The following is a 15,806-nucleotide window of genomic DNA, read 5'->3' as shown; positions in this document are numbered from 1 at the left end:
GGCGCCTTTCGTTACGAGTTCCGGCTTTTTTCGCCCCTGTTTACCGGTAAAACCGCGCTTCCGAGCCACTGTGAACGGCATCCATGAACGAACACACTCCTCAGATCCTAGTCGTCGACGACGATCCCGAGATTCGTAAGCTTCTTGCCCGCTACATCGAAAGCCAGTCGCTTCGCGTCGTCCTGGCATCGAGCTGCAGCGAGATGCGCGAGCGCCTTGCCGCCGGACCGGTGGATCTCGTGGTCCTGGATGTGATGCTTCCGGACGGCTCCGGGCTCGACGCCTGCCGCGATTTGCGAGCGAAACGGAACATGATCCCCGTCATCCTTCTGACGGCGCTCAAGGAGGATGTCGATCGCATCGTAGGTCTGGAAATGGGAGCCGACGATTATCTCGGCAAGCCGTTCAATCCGAGAGAACTGGTCGCCAGAATTCGCGCCGTCTTACGACGCCGCTCAGAAAGAAGTCTTCGATCTCAAGAAGCAAGGAAGTACCGATTCGACGGCCTTACGGCCGATCCGCAGTTGCGCAACGTGACCGATGCGCAGGGCAATGCTCTCGAACTGACCGGCGCGGAATTCGACCTGTTGCAGGTCTTTCTCGACAGACCGGGACGTGTGCTTTCGCGCGATCAACTCCTGGACCTTACGCGCGGCCGAGAGGGAGAGGTCTTCGATCGCTCCATCGATGTCCTCGTCAGCCGGTTGAGGCGTAAACTGGACACTTCCGGAATGCCGCCCCTTTTCAAGACAGTTCGCAATGGCGGTTATCAGCTCGTCGCGAAGGTCGGGGTGCAGGACTTTCCGGCGTGAACACCCTGCGCGCCAAACTCGCCGTCCTTCTCACCGTCGTGATCATCTCGGTGGTCTGCATTCTGACCGGGATTCTCGTCTACCTGTTTGATCCGCCCAACGAACGGGAGGCAATCACTCCACTCGTCGACCAGGTAGAGTTATTGACCCGAGTTGGGCAGGTCGCTCCCAAATTGGTCATCGTTCAACAGGCCGCAGCGGGCGGTGAAGTCGAAACCAATCTCACCACTTGGCTGCGCGACGCGCTGATGGCCCGCGGGATCCCCCGCGACGTCATCGTGTCCCGCAGGGACGATCTTGCTCTCCTGTCCATTCCGGTTGATCAAGGATGGATCGTCACGCAAATCCCTGACTTGCCTCCCGCGGGCGGCGTCTTCCATCTGCTTTTGATTTGGCTCGCGCTGACCACGCTGGGCACAATGGCGGTCGCTCTCTTTTTCGCGAACCGGATGGTCAAACCTCTCGTACTTCTCGAACGCGCGATCGAAACCGTAGGCCCGGACGGTGTCCTTCCCGAACTGGCCATGACAGGACCGGCGGAGGTGCGGGTCGCAGCCAGAGCGCTGAATTCTCTGTCTTCCCGGCTGAAGGCGGCAATGGAAAGCCGAATGCGGCTGGTCGCGGCAGCCGGCCACGACTTACGGACACCGATCACCCGTATGCGCCTGCGTGCCGAGTTCGTCACGGATGAAGAGGACCGCCAGATGTGGCTAAAGGATATCGACGAGCTGGAAAAGATCGCGGACAGCGCAATTCTTCTCGTGAGAGAGGACTCCGGCAAGTCGGCACCTGAGCCGATCCGGCTGGACATTCTCGTTTCCGACCTCGTGGACGAGCTTCGAACGCTATCTTACGACGTCACTCTGACCAGCTCTGCGGCGGCGACCGCCCTCGCGAATCGAACAGGCCTGAGCCGCGCCTTCAGGAATTTGCTCATAAATGCATCCACGCATGGTAAGCGGGCCCGGGTCGCTGTCCAAAGCAGCGCGAAGGACATCGTCGTTGTGATCGACGACGACGGTCCGGGGATTCCGCCCGATCTTATCGGGCAGGTTTTCGAGCCGTTCTTCCGCGTCGATCGGGCGCGCACAAAGCAGTTCGATGGTGCCGGGCTCGGTTTGACGATCGCGAAAGAGATCGTTCAGCGCGCAGGAGGCAGCATCAAGATCCAGAACGGATCACCACGGGGGCTGATCCAGACCGTGACGCTGCCGGTTACGCACTCGCTTCCGGCGGAGCCACACTGACGGGTGCCCCTTTAACCCCGGCGGGACACATTTACCGGAGCTCCGCACTCTGGCTGGCGGGGGGCGAGGCCGAACTGGAGAAGTGACCCAGCGGCTTCGGATTCTTCGCGATTCCCGGGGGTGCCTTTATCCACCGGTAGCCTTCGAAACCGGAACGATAGCCTTCGGTGTACAACGCCTGCATATATCCCTGCTCAAACGAAGCCTCCCTCGTCGCTCGAAAGGTCGACGGAATTGCCGCAAGGTTGAAGTCGGTACCGTCGATCTCGGCCTTCGCATAGATGCGATAGAGGTCGCCGATGCTTTGATTCTTGATCAGGGTGGAGATCGACCTCAGAGAAATAGAGAGAATGCCCGGTTCTACGGCTTCCCATTCCGGGCTGATCTTTCCGTTTCGGATGATGAAAAGGCGTGCAGCAGCTTTCTTGGTTGGGACGTCGGTGCGAATGATGGTCGAAGGTCGCGGCACGAAAACCTGCTGAGTCACGCCTCCATCGACATGAAGTTCCTCGTAGGTGCGGTCTGCAACACTGACCTTGATGCGGACGGGAGGAAAGGCACCCGGCACAGAAGCGGAAGCCAGCAGGATCTTTCGGAAGAGGGGCAGGGCTTGCGGATGATTGCTCATGGCTATGCGTCCCACATCCCATAGAACGGGACGCTGCGCGTCCAGATTCGTCGTTCCGATGAGCAACACTCGACCCTTTCGCCGCTCCATCGCGATATCGCGGAGGAATTGATCATCGACATACTTTGCTATCAGACTCTCGAGCGGGGAGCTGTCGACCAAGCCCGATCCGAGCAATGGCGCCACGACGCCGGGATCGTAGATATCGCTGCGCTCGTACCTCGTGAACACCTCTTTCAATGCTGCATCTCTGCTCCGCCCCAGGTAGACGAACGGCGCAGTCAACGCGCCGGCGCTCACCCCGGTGACCAGATCGAACTCAGGTCTCGTGCCGGCATCACCCCACCCGACCAAGAGACCGGCACCGAAGGCACCGTTGTCGCCTCCGCCAGATATTGCGAGAATGTTGAGCTCATCCGATTGTTGGCCGAGACGACCATGAGCGGCATTCGGCTTGCTCCGGATTTGTTTGATTGTAGACAGGGCGGCAAGCGCCTCGGGCGGAGCGTCCCCCCATACCCGAATGTTCGGCATCCCGGTGAGTTCGGCCTCGTCAATGAGCCGTTTCGGAACCACATCGCGCGGGAACAGGAGGGCACATCCGCAAAGAAGGCCGGTCATCAGAAACAGCGCGGCCACACGCATCACTGATCTCGATGTACACATGGTCTTCGGTATCTGAGGACGCCTAATAAGACCTCCGAGCGAACGGGTCGTCCACCTGAAGGGCTCGACGATAGATGCTCGATCGGCCGACACGGGGCACGGGGGCCGTACACGACGACGTGGATGACCATCATCGTAGGCGACCTTCGCGATCGAGCCGCAAAGGCCGCGTCTGCCGATCCGGCCGTCCTCGACCACCACTACTTTCGTGTTTCCGCTGGACCGTCATCGGTCCATTCGGGAGGAAGGCCCAATTTGCCGCCGACCAGACCGGCGATCCCAGGAGCCCGGCCATAGGTTTCGCACGCCGCATACTTGGGAGCGAGACCAATATTCGAGCCGACCTTTTCCAAGGACGGGATATCGATACTAAAGCCCTCGAAGGGACTTTCACCCTTGTTGAGCATCTTAGCGAAGTCGTCGCCGAAGTCCCGAGCGAGATCGTAAGCGTCACTGGCTTTCGATGCTCTCGGCGTGCTGAAAAAGGCGTTCGCCCCTCTTCCCCAGATCATGGCGGCTTGCTGCCGCCCCGTGACGTCGACGGCTTCGGCCTCGATGGACAAGTCTCCGAGTCCAACCGGAATGCGGGGCACTGGAATCGGAACGGCCGTGTCCACGAAGCTTGTACCGAGCTTCGCCGCGGCCGAGACGCCCGCGGCGACTTCATCAGTCGGCGTCGCACGCGTAATGGCCGCACGCACGGTCAAATCCGCCCGTTGATCGGGCGACACCACTCTGAATCTGTCGCTCAAATTGATGCACAAGGCGCGGCTTACCGTATTGGCAACAAGGATACGTTGCTCATGGGTTAGCGCAGGCGCAACGTGGGCAGGGAATGCCGTCGATGCGACATTGATCGTCTTCGCCGCCGCTACCTGCTCTTTCTTCACCTGAAGACGGGACTTGGTGATCTTTCCATCCGACTGCTTCAATCCTTCGTAGGAGGACAGCCCGTTGCCCTGGACCAGCGCGGGAGTCGCGCAACCGGGCAACAGTGCAAGGATGGGCAGGAGTGCCAAGCGCATCGACTTGTTTCGGCCCGTCGCCGCCAACTGCCTCCAACCCGCCGCGATCGCGGGGCATACTCGGTTGTCCGAGGCCAAGCCGCCCTCGAATTTCGCACCCGTCCGGCCGTACGACAGCGCGAAGCGAAGCAGGCGCGATGCGCAATATCCGAGCGGCCACCGGCGTTGGTACGGAAACGACGGATATGAACCAGGATGGTTAAGACCGGCGGCGGAGCGCATTCAGACCCCCTTATTGTGAACCCTGCGCTCGTGATAAACGGGCTACATGGCTCGGAATCTGGCCGCTGATGACCTAATGTTGCTGACCGACCGCGATTTGTGTCGAAAGATGTCCAGTCCGAATTGAGGACAGCCTTCGTTACAAATAATACCCTTCAGCCTGTTCCAACCGGACTAAACCGGCGCTCATGCACATTCCCCAAATCCTTGTCGTCGATGATGACTTAGAGATCCGCAAGCTCCTTGCTCGCTACATCAAGGAGCAGGGCTTCCGGGTTCAACTCGCGTCCCGCTGCGCGGAGGTACGTGAACGGATCGCCACGAATCAGATCGATCTGGTCGTACTGGACGTGATGCTCCCGGACGGGTCCGGACTCGATCTTTGTCGCGATCTCCGGTCCTCACGATCGCGGATTCCGATCATCCTGCTCACTGCTCTGAAAGAAGAGGTAGATCGGATCATCGGCCTGGAGATCGGCGCCGACGACTATCTCGGCAAACCGTTCAACCCGCGTGAACTGATCGCCCGTATCCGCGCTGTGCTCCGACGGGGCGACGATGGCCGCCCCTCTCACGGCGGGAAAGGTCGCTACCTCTTCGAAGGGTTCGTCGCCGATCCTTCCGCCCGGTCGGTGGTCGCTCCGCAAGGCACCTCGATCGATTTGACCGGGGCGGAGTTTGATCTCCTCTTGACGTTTCTCGACCGTCCCGGCCGCGTTCTGTCTCGCGACCAACTGCTCGATCTGACCCGCGGGCGCGATGGAGACGTCCTGGACCGCTCCATTGATGTACTGATCAGTCGACTTCGGCGCAAACTTGCAGAGAGCGGCGCAAACCACATCTTTAAGACGGTGCGCAACGGCGGCTATCAGCTCGCCGCCAAGGTTAGCTACCTGGACGAGCACTCCTGAGCCTGCGGTCGCTCAGTCGACCTCCGTCTGCGAGCGAAGCCTGCCTCTGCATCATTTCGGCAGAGCTGCGAACGACTGCCCTTCGCAGCGGTCGACGATCACCGACAGTCGCGCCTCAACGTAGCGGTTGCCTTCGAATAGCACCGCATAAGGACGCCGCTTTGACAACTCCGTGGCGCCGCTTCGCAAACATATGATCCAAGGAACGGAGGAGATCGGATGGGCTCGGATAGGCTCTGAGAACTCGACAGGCTCCTTCAATTGGGCTTCGGCGGCGACTTTCTTCAGCGAGCCCATGACTTTCGACGGCTCCGGAGCCATCGGCGAGCCTTTGGGCTGCACAGCGCACGACGTCAACAGCACACATGCGAGCCATGAGAGAGATCGCGTCGGTACTTTGTTCGCGTCATCGCGCATCGCGCGTAAGATCGATGGCGACCTCGGATACCCAGGCTCCCGGCGACTCCATGACGAAGGATTGGCGGCTTCCTTTCGTACGAACGACGAGCAACGCCGTGATCTTGTCGCCCTCGATGCGGGCATCGATCACGCCATTCTGATTTTTCCCATAGACCTTGCCCCCGACGCGGTACTGGCTTTCAAACCAGTTTCCTGAAAGCTCCGAGCCGCTTTGTTCGATCGTGGCGCCCAGATCCATCTTGTACGCCTCGCTCGCGCAGCGCACATTCATCCTGACGGATTGGCCTTCGTTCTTGGGCACGTAGTCGACCTTACAGCGAACCCGCTCCCGGGGGCCGTCCTTGGGCTTCATCCAACCACTGCCCGACCATGAACCGGCGACGCTATTGAAGCTCTCCTGCCCTGATGCAGGGGATGCGGCGGCGACGGCCATCAGCATCCAAAAACCGAGCCGTGGCATATTCAACCGGCGCGTTGTCAGGATTCTCATTGCGCCGACTATTGCGACAGTCATCTGCCCTCCTTCTAGAACCTTGATCGTCGCTGCAGGCTTCGATCCATTGGTCAGCTGCACACCGCGCACCGCCCCGCGAACATCAAGCTCTTCGACGCTGCAGACCTCGCTTTCCCGCTCTCGCAAAGCTGAACTACCCGACGAACGTCCGATCTTGATGGAATCGAGCGTCGCCCTTCTCCCGACCCGCGCTCGTTATCCAGACACCTGGATCCAAATTGGGCCGCGTGTGACTGAACGTTTCTGCGCGTCGGCATGTTGAGTCAAAAGATGTCAGAGCGGCCGAGTCCCTGATTGGACCGGGTGCATCAGATAGGCGCGGCGACCGAGACGAACGGCCTGAGGTGATGGATACGGGCCGGCGGCGGCGCTGGTTCGGGGACGAGAAGCTCAAGATCGTCTTGGAGAGCTTACAGGCGTCGCCGCAACAGCGCGGCGATATGGAGTTTCGCGTTCATCGCTGCTGCAATGGCGACGCTCGTTTCGGCCGGAGCCGAGGGGGCCCGCCGATCATTTCCAGCGCAAAGCACTCATTGGACCCCGCGCCTGGGACGGACAGGGAAATAGCTGCCTACCGCCCCAAAAAAGAAGCCGTGTCCAAGGGACACGGCAAGTTTCAGGGAGGGTGAACCGGGAGAATTCCCGATACATGCGTGAGGCGTGGCCCCGGCCGATCGTCCGCCGGAGCACGATCGAAATCATCAGCAGCCATTCGCAGCCGCCATCACCATTTCAACGCGGCCGTGCGCACGGGATGGTCCCACAGCGCCCGGGTCTCGGTATCGAGCAGGCTCACGGTGAGCGAGCACCCCGCCATGTCCAGCGAGGTGACATAGCTGCCGACCAGCGAACGGGCGATGCGCAAGCCGCGCTTTTCGAGCATCCGCCGCGCCGCGTTGTACATCAGATAAAGCTCGATCGCGGGCGTTCCGCCAAATCCATTGACGAGCAGCAGGGCTTCGTCGCCATCGCGGGCGTCGAGATCCCCGGCAATGGCAGTTGTCATCTCAAAAGCGATCGCGTCAGCGCGCTCCAGCTTGACGCGGCGGCGTCCCGGTTCGCCATGGATGCCGACACCCACTTCCATCTCGTCCTCGGCGAGCACAAAGGTCGGCGTGCCTGCAGCCGGAACCGTGCAACTCGTCAGTGCCACCCCCATCGAGCGCGTCCGGGCGTTGACGCGCTCGCCGAGTGCAACGCAAGCCTGGAGGTCAGCCCCCTTCTCGGCCGCCGCGCCGACGATCTTCTCGACGATCAGAGTGCCGGCCACACCCCGGCGGCCGATGCTGTGGGTGGAATTCTCGACCCCGACGTCATCGTCGGTGACGATGGTGGCCGTGCGACCCTCGGAAATCTCGGCCGCCATCTCGAAGTTCATGCGATCGCCCGCATAGTTCTTCACGATGAAGAGCACGCCGGCGTCGCCCGAAACGGCCTGCGCCGCCTCGACGATCTGGTCCGGTGTCGGCGAGGTGAAGACCTGTCCCGGACAAGCCGCATCGAGCATGCCATAGCCGACGAAGCCCGCATGCAGCGGCTCGTGCCCGCTACCGCCGCCGGATACGAGCGCGACCTTCCGCGAATTGAGCTCGCGGCGCCGCACGAATTTTCGCTCGGGCCCGAGCGTCACGAGATCGGCATGCGCCGCAGCCAACCCGTCGAGGCTCTCCGCGAGCACGCCATCAACCGAATTGATGAACTTTTTCATGTTCTCCTCCCCTCTTCGTCCCTCTGAGCTTGGCGCTCATTTTTCCCGCATGATTGCTCCCAAGCGCCGCGCGAATTCCTGCAGCAGCGCATCGAGCTCCGCATTGCGCTTCGAGCTGCCGAGATCCGGCAGGTGCAGCGTCAGCGTCCGTTCATGCGCCCCCTCCGTCAGGCGGCCGATCCGGCGCGGGTGCGCACGGGTATAGGCACGAAGGAACGCCGCCTTCGCCTGCGGCGGGAAATGGCAGACGTCGAAGATCGTGTTCAGGTGCTGCACGGGAATCGGCACCGGATAGGCCGGGTTGCTGATCTGGCTGACGAAGCTGCGGTTCTTGCCCATGGCATGGGCCAGACGCAGCCGCATGCCTGATGGGCGGCTCTCAAGCACCTCCTTGAAGATGCGCTTGTAAACCGCAACGGCGCCCGCCTCGGCCGGTTCATCGATCGCCATATCAGCCAAGCCCGCCTCCGCTGCTCAAGCGGTCGATTGTCTGTTTGATCTGCGCCAGCGCCGACGCATTCACCGACAACTCGCGCAGGCCGCAATTCAGAAGCGCGGGCAGACAGCGCGGGTCGCTCGCCATGTCGCCGCACAGGCTGACGCTCGTTCCGGCGCGACGTCCGTGCTCCGCGGTTCGCGCTATCAGTTCGAGGAGGGCCGGATGCAAGGGATCCATCAAGGGGGCGAGAGCTCCATTGGAACGGTCGCATGCAAGGACATATTGCGCGAGATCGTTCGATCCGATCGAGAAGAAGGAGGCCTTGAAGGTCGCGATCGCCAGGGCCGCCGCCGGGACCTCGACCATGATTCCCAGCTCCGGGAGCATCGCGGCAATGCCCTCGGCCTGCAAGCGCTGCACGATTTCGGCGAACAGCTTCCGTCCGCACTCGAACTCGTCCGGCGCCGTGACCATCGGAAACATGACCCTGAGATTTCCATGCACGGCCGCACGGGCCAGCGCGCGGAGCTGCACGCTGAATATCTCGGGGCGGGCGAGGCAAAGCCGCAGGCCACGCACGCCCAGAAAGGGATTGGCCTCACCGTCGATGGTGAATCCAGGTACCGGCTTATCGCCGCCGGCATCAAACGTGCGAATGGTAACCGGGCGTCGATCGGCCCAGCGCAGAACGGCAGCATAGGCGCGATACTGCGTCTCCTCGTCGGGCAGGCCGCCGCGCTCTGGGAGCAGAAACTCGGTGCGCATCAACCCAATGCCGTCAGCATATTGTGCGTCGGCATGATCGAGATCCTCGACGCGCTGGATGTTGATGAGCAGCTTGATCCGCTCCCCGCGCCATGATGCGGTCGGCCGTCGCAGGATCGCCCGCGCGGACGCCCGGCTCTTGCGATGAATTTCGCGCCGCTTCTCGAACAGCCGCAGCTGCTCGGCACTGGGATCGAGCTCGAGCGTAGCGCCCTCGCCATCGAGCAGCGCCGTTCCGCCGATCTCCGGAATGGCGCCGAGCTGCACGACCATGGGGATGCCCCGCGCGCGCGCCAGCATCGCGACATGGCTCGTGGGGCTACCGCGCAGGAGCGCAAGACCACCGCCGGCCGACCAGTCGATCTCCAGGAAACGCGAGGGCGGCAGATCGTCGGCGCAAACGACGGCACCGCTCGGTAGCTTGGGGGCCTCGCCCCCGCCTCCGCGCAAGATGCTGATGATGCGGTCGCGTAGATCCGCAAGATCGGAGCAGCGCGCCTTCAGATACTCGTCCTCGGCCGCATTATAGTCTGCAATCTGCTCGTCGAGCGCGGAACGCCATGCGACGTCGGCGGCATCCCCCTCGCTTATCGCCGTGAATATCGCTTCGATGAAATCCTCATCCTCCAGCAGCGCGACCTGGAACTCGAGAATCTGCGCGGCCTCACCTCCCGCGATCGCGGCGAGCTCGGCGATCTGCCCGCTCGCCGCGTCGATCGCCTTGCGAAGATCGAGCGCCTCCTCGACCAGCGAGCCTGCGATCCGCTCGCCATTCGTGCCCGCATCGACACGGATGAGCGGGCCGTGGGCAAAGCCGATCGAGGCGGTCCTGCCGCGAAAAGCCAGTCCGGCGGCGCCTCCCTGCATGCTATGACGCCTCGTCCGGAAAGTCGGTTGCGATCAGGTTGACCAAGGCGGCGACGGCAGCCTGTGCGTCGCTGCCCGACGCCTTGATCTCGATCGTGCTGCCGTGAGCCGCGCGCATGGCCATGATCTTGGCCACGCTCTTGGCATTGATCCACTCGGTCGCGCCCGCGACCCGGACGGAAATCTGGGCCTGAAACTTCTTGGCCAGCTTGGTCAGCTTGACCGCCGGGCGTGCATGCATGCCCACCGCGTGCACCAGCCGCACATTCTCGGTGAAGATCTGGCCGTCCGCTTTATCCAACATGGTCTTATTCCATCATCGTTCGCCGACGCATCAGTCGGCAGAGAGTTCCTCGGCCACGGCCTTGACCTGGGCCAGCGAGCTGCCGCCCGCCGCCTCGGTCGCCGCCATCACGGCGCCCTCGACGATCGGCGCGTTGCATACGACAACGAGATCGCGGCGTGCCGGCTCCAGCATTTCGACCGCCATCTCGCTGTTTGTTTCGGCGCCGCCGAGATCGACGAGGATCGCGACGCCTTTGGCCGACCAGGCATCGTTGATGGCGTCGACAATCAGTGACACACTGGTGCCGAGCCCGCCATCGGGATTGCCGCCGCAGAAGGCCACCTTGACCTCGCTGCCGACCATCTGCCGCACCATGTCGGCGGTGCCTTTGGCGATGTCCTTCGAATGCGAGACGATCACGATCCCCACGGCATCAGTCATTGCTTTCCCTCCAGGCTCGCGCATACCGCCTGCACGAGAATACAGCTCGAGCGCGCGCCGGGGTCGATATGACCGACGCTGCGCGGCCCGAGAAACGACGCCCGCCCCTTGGTGGCCCGCATCGGCGCAGTCCGCTCGACCGCCTCTGCGGCCGTTGTGCTGACTCGCGCGATCAGGTCCGGTTGGCCGGCTGCATTCTTCAGCGTCTCCAGCACGGGAACGAGCACGTCGAGCATGGTCTTTTCACCGGCGTGCGAACGGCCGCGGGCACTGACGGCGTTCACACCGCTGCCGAAGACATCAGCGATGTCCTCAGGCAGATGCTTGTCGTGCGAGAGGGCCTCGCCTGCGGCCAGGAAGAAGCTGCCGTAAAGCGGGCCGGAAGCACCGCCGACCGTCATCACGAGCGTCTTTCCGATCGTCTTCAAAGCCTCGTCGAACGGCTGTTCGGAGATCGCATCGAGCTTGCCGAGCACGGCTTCGAACCCGCGCTTCATGTTGAATCCGTGGTCGCCGTCGCCGATGGCCTGGTCCAGGCTCGTGAGCTCCGGCGCGCTGGCAATGACCCGCTCTGCGGCCAGCTTGACCAGCGATTTGAACGTCCCGGGTTGCAGCGACATCGCGTTTGATCCTCTAATGAACCGCCGGGAGGCGCTGCCCGGCGCCGTCGAAGCAGAGCGGTTGCATCAGATCCAGCTCAACCTCCTGACCGGCATGCAGCGGTTGATGCGGATCCGCAAGTGTGACCAGCATCTCTCCCTTATAGTCCAAGTGAACGTGATTCTGCTCGCCGAGGTGCTCGACCCGGTGCACGCGGCCGACCATCGGCCCGCCATTGCGCGCCGCGAGGCGAAGGTGCTCGGTGCGAATACCGACTGTCTCCGTTCCCGGCGGCAGCGGCACGTCCGACAACAGCCGGGCGGGGAGGAAATTGATCTGGGGCGTGCCGAGGCGCGAGGCGACATAGCTCGACGACGGTCTCTCGTAGATTTCCCGGGGCGTGCCGAGCTGGAGCAGCTCGCCGTCCTTGATCACGCCGATCCGGGACGCCATCGTCATGGCCTCGACCTGATCGTGGGTCACGTAGAGGATGGTCGCACCAAGCTCGAGCTGGATCCGCTTGAGCTCCAGCCGCAGCTCGGCACGGAGCTTGGCGTCCAGCGACGACAGCGGCTCGTCCATCAGATAGATCGAGGGATCGCGGACCAGCGCACGACCGATTGCCACCCGCTGCATCTCGCCGCCCGAAAGTCGGGTTGCGCGATTGTTCAGCTTGCTTGCGATGTGCAGCAACTCCGCCGTCTGCTCGACCCGCTTCTTGATGATGGGCTCCGATACCCGTCGCGCGGGCGAGCGCAACGGAAACGCAAGGTTGTCATAGACGGTGAGATGCGGATAGAGCGAATATTGCTGGAAGACGAAGGCAATATCGCGCGCTCCCGGAGGAGCCAGCGTCACGTCGCGTCCGTCGATCATGACCGAGCCGGAATCGGGAGTCTCGAGCCCAGTGATCAGCCGCAAGGTCGTGGTCTTGCCGGCACCGCTCGGTCCGAGCAGCACCATGAATTCTCCGTCGTTCACCGAGAGCGAGAGCTCGCGCACGGCCGCCACCGCGCCGAAGCGCTTGCTGATGTTGCGTAGGGCGACGTCAGCCATGGTCTGCGCTCCCCGCGGTGGCAGTTCGTATCGCAAGGCCGCTGGCGACGTCGAATAACGCGAGTCGTTCCGAACGGAATTCAAGGCCGACCCGCTCGCCGATCCGCACGGGCGTGCTGGAAGGCAACCGCGCCGCAATGCGTCCATGTGCGGTGTCGACGGTGACAATCTGGGTGGTCCCAAGATACTCCGCGCCAAACACCTCGCCGCGGACGGGTGCCGCGTCGGCGAAGCGGATATGCTCCGGACGAACGCCGAGTGCCATACCGGCGCTGGCGCGATCCTCTCGGATCTCCGGCACCGCGATGCTCGTGTCATGGAAGCTGATCGTCCGATCGCCGGAGCGCAGACCAGCCTCGAAGCGCAGAAAATTCATGGGCGGCGAGCCGATGAAATCGGCCACGAACATGCTCGCGGGCCGATCATAGATCTCCTGCGGCAGGCCGATCTGCTCAACGCGTCCCTGGTTCATGACGGCGATCCGATCCGCCATCGACATCGCCTCGAGCTGGTCATGCGTCACGTAGACGGTGGTCGCCCCGATGCGATCGTGCAGGTCGCGGAGTTCGCTGCACATCAGATGACGAAACTCGGAATCGAGCGCGCCCAGCGGCTCGTCCATCAGAAAGGCCTTTGGCCGCCGCACCATCGCGCGCCCCAGCGCAACGCGCTGCCGATCGCCGCCAGACAGCTTCGACGTCTTGCTCGACAGCAGATGCTCGATTCGCAGCAGTTTGGCTGTCTCCTGCACCCGCTGGTGAATATCGCGCCGGGCCATGCCCTGGCACTTGAGCGGAAAGCCGATATTCTCGGCGACGTTCATGTGCGGATACAGCGCGAAAAGCTGAAACACGAAGGCGATATCGCGCGCGGATGCCCGCTGGAAGGTCACGTCCTCATTGTCGAGCAGGATCCTGCCCTCGGTCGGCAGCTCCAGACCCGCGATCATGCGCAAGGTGGTGGTCTTGCCGCAGCCGGAGGGGCCGAGCATCGCAAAGAAAGCGCCATCGTCGATCGTGAAGTTGGAGCCTTGTACGGCGGCAAACTGATCGAACGACTTGCGCAGGTTTTCGACGCGGATCTGTGCCATGTCTGCCGCCCTATTCCGGAAAATGGCTCACGACGACGTAGCCGAGCGTACCGGCGAGGATCGTCACGAAGGAATAGCTGTAGAGATCGATCGACCAGGGTTGCACCAGCATGACGATGCCTCCCCCGATCAGGGTCATGGCAGCCGTCTCCCAGGGTCCGCGTCGGAACCAGCGAGAGACCACGCCTTTGGCGATTGCAGCAGAACCGCTCATTTGCGCACAGCTCCGAAGGTGATGCCGCGCAGCAGGTGCTTGCGCAACAACACGGTGAACAGGACGATCGGCACGACGAACAGGGTGGTGGCCGCGGCAACGGCCGGCCAATCCTGCCCGCCCTCCCCGATGATGAAGGGGATGAAGGGCGGCATGGTCTGCGCCTCGCCGCTGGTCAGGAGAACCGCGAAGGCATATTCGTTCCAGGAGAAGATCAGGCAGAAGATCGCGGTGGCTGCGATACCCGTGACGGCTTGCGGCAACACAACCTTGCGCAGCGCCTGCAGCCGCGTGTAGCCGTCAACAAGAGCGGCCTCCTCGTATTCGCGCGGGATCTCGTCGATGAATCCCTTGAGCAGCCAGACCGCGAGCGAGACGTTCACGGCAGTGTAGAGCAGGATCATTCCGAGCCTGGTGTCGGTCAGATTGAGCTGCCGGTACATCAGATAGATGGGGATTGCGACCGCAACGGGCGGCATCATGCGCGTCGAGAGAATGAAGAACAGAAGGTCGTTAGCCAGGGGAATGCGGAAGCGCGAGAAAGCGTAGGCCGCGAGCGTGCCGAGAAAGACGGCCAGGAAGGTCGAGCCGAACCCGATGATCAGCGAGTTGACGAAACGCGGCACGACCTTCGACGGTCCGGCAATGACCATGTCGCGCTGGCGCACGAGCTTGTCGTACCACGTCTCCGGCGGCGGCAGCTTGGCGATGAAGTCAGGCGTCTGCCGGGTGCGCACAGTGAACAGGTTCACAAAGCCTTCGAGAGTCGGCTCGAAGATCACCTTGGGCGGATATGCGATCGCGTCGCTCTGCGATTTGAAGGCGGTGGCGACGATCCAGACCAGCGGCAGGATCGTGATCACGGCGTAGAGGATGACGAGGCCACCCGCCACCATCTTTGCGCGCGGCGACGCTTCGACAATGGAGTGCGCGGTGGACTTGGTGAGGGCGGCGGTCATCGTTGCTTCACCTTGTTGAGGGCTTTGACGTAGATGTTGGCCGCACCGAACACGGTCACGAACAGGATGATGGCGAGTGCACTGGAATAGCCGGTACGCCATTTCTCGAACGCGGCGCGCTTCAGCGTGATCGACACCAGCTCGGTGGTCGAGCCCGGGCCTCCGGACGTCAACAGATTGACCATGTCGAACATCTTGAAGTTCTCGATCGCGCGGAACAGCACGGCGAGCATCAGGAATGGAAAGGTCATCGGCAGCGTGATCGACCAGAATTGCCGCCAGGCCGAGGCGCGGTCGACTTCGGCCGCCTCGTAGATGTAGTCGGGTATGGAGCGAAGCCCGGCGAGGCAGATCAGCATGACGTAGGGCGCCCACATCCAGGTGTCGACCAGCACGATGGTCCAGGGCGCGAGCGAGACCTGCCCGGTCATGCTGAACGAGCTCGGCGGCACGCCGGTGAACAGGCTGATCACGTAGTTGAATGGCCCGATCTGCGGCTGCAACAGCAGCGTCCAGAAGTTGCCGACCACCGCCGGCGACAGCATCATCGGCAGCAGGATGATCGTGGTCCAGAAGCTGTGACCGCGAAACTGGCGGTTGATCAACAGCGCCAGGCCATAGCCGATGATCACCTGCAGTGCCACCGACCAGATCACGAATTGCGCCGTGGTCTGGAGCCGGAACCAGACGTCCTCGTCGGTCAAGATGTCAGTGAAATTGTCGAGGCCGACGAAGCGCAGCGGCAGATAGGACATGCTGAGATTGAGGCTGGTGAAGGACAGCCGGATCATCCACAGCAGCGGAAAGATGTTGATCGCCAGCAACAGCGCGATCGTCGGCGCCACGAACAGCCATGCGATTGTTCGGTCCGACAGTCCGCGGACAGGTCGCCCGGTGCGGGATTTGGCGGGCTCGCTCATGCCGGGAAACGTAGCA

General features: G+C 62.5%; 18 protein-coding genes. 3 read left to right on the top strand and 15 right to left on the bottom strand.

The features are described from left to right. The first annotated feature begins 83 nt into the window (after window positions 1–83). Window positions 84–812 (top strand): response regulator, encoded by a 729-nt coding sequence (locus ABIA40_RS03785; protein WP_271544063.1) that lies wholly within the window; start codon window positions 84–86, stop codon window positions 810–812. Next, window positions 809–2,059 (top strand): HAMP domain-containing sensor histidine kinase, encoded by a 1,251-nt coding sequence (locus ABIA40_RS03780; protein ID WP_271544061.1) that lies wholly within the window; start codon window positions 809–811, stop codon window positions 2,057–2,059. Before ABIA40_RS03785 ends, ABIA40_RS03780 begins: the two co-directional genes overlap by 4 nt. 31 nt (window positions 2,060–2,090) lie before the next feature. Here ABIA40_RS03780 and ABIA40_RS03775 read toward each other — a convergent pair whose 3' ends face one another. Both ABIA40_RS03775 and ABIA40_RS03770 read right to left on the bottom strand, forming a co-directional pair. Next, window positions 2,091–3,332 (bottom strand): patatin-like phospholipase family protein, encoded by a 1,242-nt coding sequence (locus ABIA40_RS03775; protein WP_404539197.1) that lies wholly within the window; start codon window positions 3,330–3,332, stop codon window positions 2,091–2,093. Window positions 3,333–3,553: 221 nt separating this feature from the next. Continuing rightward, entirely contained in the window at window positions 3,554–4,378 is an 825-nt protein-coding gene (locus ABIA40_RS03770) for a DUF3313 domain-containing protein (protein WP_271544057.1), read from the bottom strand. A gap of 410 nt (window positions 4,379–4,788) precedes the next feature. Here ABIA40_RS03770 and ABIA40_RS03765 point away from each other — a divergent pair, with 410 nt between their 5' ends. Continuing rightward, entirely contained in the window at window positions 4,789–5,511 is a 723-nt protein-coding gene (locus ABIA40_RS03765) for a response regulator transcription factor (RefSeq protein WP_271544055.1), read from the top strand. A gap of 51 nt (window positions 5,512–5,562) precedes the next feature. Here the strand turns inward: ABIA40_RS03765 and ABIA40_RS03760 are convergent, their stop codons facing one another. The 13 genes from ABIA40_RS03760 to ABIA40_RS03700 all read right to left on the bottom strand — a co-directional run bounded on the left by ABIA40_RS03760 (window position 5,563) and on the right by ABIA40_RS03700 (window position 15,790). Beyond that, complete coding sequence (locus ABIA40_RS03760) at window positions 5,563–5,808, bottom strand: hypothetical protein (RefSeq protein WP_271544053.1); 246 nt, start codon at window positions 5,806–5,808, stop codon at window positions 5,563–5,565. A gap of 109 nt (window positions 5,809–5,917) precedes the next feature. Beyond that, the gene (locus tag ABIA40_RS03755; protein WP_271544050.1) at window positions 5,918–6,445 is read right to left on the bottom strand and encodes a hypothetical protein; all 528 of its coding nucleotides are present in this window, start codon (window positions 6,443–6,445) and stop codon (window positions 5,918–5,920) included. 724 nt (window positions 6,446–7,169) lie between these two features. Then, window positions 7,170–8,153 carry a dihydroxyacetone kinase subunit DhaK gene (dhaK, locus tag ABIA40_RS03750; protein WP_404539194.1) on the bottom strand — a complete coding sequence of 328 codons (984 nt, stop codon included), beginning with the start codon at window positions 8,151–8,153 and terminating at the stop codon, window positions 7,170–7,172. Window positions 8,154–8,189: 36 nt separating this feature from the next. Beyond that, window positions 8,190–8,603, bottom strand: a complete 414-nt coding sequence (locus tag ABIA40_RS03745; RefSeq protein ID WP_198399756.1) for a hypothetical protein — start codon at window positions 8,601–8,603, stop codon at window positions 8,190–8,192. A 1-nt stretch (window position 8,604) separates the two neighbouring features. Then, window positions 8,605–10,224 carry a phosphoenolpyruvate--protein phosphotransferase gene (gene ptsP, locus ABIA40_RS03740; RefSeq protein WP_404539191.1) on the bottom strand — a complete coding sequence of 540 codons (1,620 nt, stop codon included), beginning with the start codon at window positions 10,222–10,224 and terminating at the stop codon, window positions 8,605–8,607. A 1-nt stretch (window position 10,225) separates the two neighbouring features. After that, entirely contained in the window at window positions 10,226–10,528 is a 303-nt protein-coding gene (locus ABIA40_RS03735; RefSeq protein ID WP_063710681.1) for an HPr family phosphocarrier protein, read from the bottom strand. Between the two features lie 30 nt (window positions 10,529–10,558). Next, on the bottom strand, window positions 10,559–10,951 hold the full coding sequence (gene dhaM, locus ABIA40_RS03730) for a dihydroxyacetone kinase phosphoryl donor subunit DhaM (protein WP_036041954.1): 393 nt from the start codon (window positions 10,949–10,951) through the stop codon (window positions 10,559–10,561). Next, window positions 10,948–11,571: a dihydroxyacetone kinase subunit DhaL gene (gene dhaL, locus ABIA40_RS03725; protein ID WP_404539186.1), complete on the bottom strand. Its 624-nt coding sequence runs from the start codon at window positions 11,569–11,571 to the stop codon at window positions 10,948–10,950. Before dhaL ends, dhaM begins: the two co-directional genes overlap by 4 nt. A gap of 13 nt (window positions 11,572–11,584) precedes the next feature. After that, the gene (locus ABIA40_RS03720) at window positions 11,585–12,607 is read right to left on the bottom strand and encodes an ABC transporter ATP-binding protein (RefSeq protein WP_404539183.1); all 1,023 of its coding nucleotides are present in this window, start codon (window positions 12,605–12,607) and stop codon (window positions 11,585–11,587) included. After that, complete coding sequence (locus tag ABIA40_RS03715) at window positions 12,600–13,697, bottom strand: ABC transporter ATP-binding protein (protein WP_404539180.1); 1,098 nt, start codon at window positions 13,695–13,697, stop codon at window positions 12,600–12,602. The genes ABIA40_RS03720 and ABIA40_RS03715 overlap by 8 nt, the downstream gene beginning before the upstream one ends. 10 nt (window positions 13,698–13,707) lie before the next feature. Beyond that, complete coding sequence (locus tag ABIA40_RS03710; RefSeq protein ID WP_157284013.1) at window positions 13,708–13,911, bottom strand: hypothetical protein; 204 nt, start codon at window positions 13,909–13,911, stop codon at window positions 13,708–13,710. Further along, window positions 13,908–14,870, bottom strand: a complete 963-nt coding sequence (locus ABIA40_RS03705) for a carbohydrate ABC transporter permease (RefSeq protein ID WP_036041947.1) — start codon at window positions 14,868–14,870, stop codon at window positions 13,908–13,910. The genes ABIA40_RS03710 and ABIA40_RS03705 overlap by 4 nt, the downstream gene beginning before the upstream one ends. Beyond that, a complete protein-coding gene (locus ABIA40_RS03700; RefSeq protein ID WP_404546151.1) occupies window positions 14,867–15,790 on the bottom strand; it encodes a carbohydrate ABC transporter permease in 924 nt (307 codons plus the stop codon). The genes ABIA40_RS03705 and ABIA40_RS03700 overlap by 4 nt, the downstream gene beginning before the upstream one ends. Between the last annotated feature and the right edge of the window lie 16 nt (window positions 15,791–15,806).

Source organism: Bradyrhizobium sp. USDA 223 (genome assembly GCF_044909005.1).
GTDB classification, from domain to species: domain Bacteria; phylum Pseudomonadota; class Alphaproteobacteria; order Rhizobiales; family Xanthobacteraceae; genus Bradyrhizobium; species Bradyrhizobium yuanmingense.
Note: the sequence above shows the minus strand (reverse complement) of the source record. Positions and strands in the feature narration are given on the sequence as shown.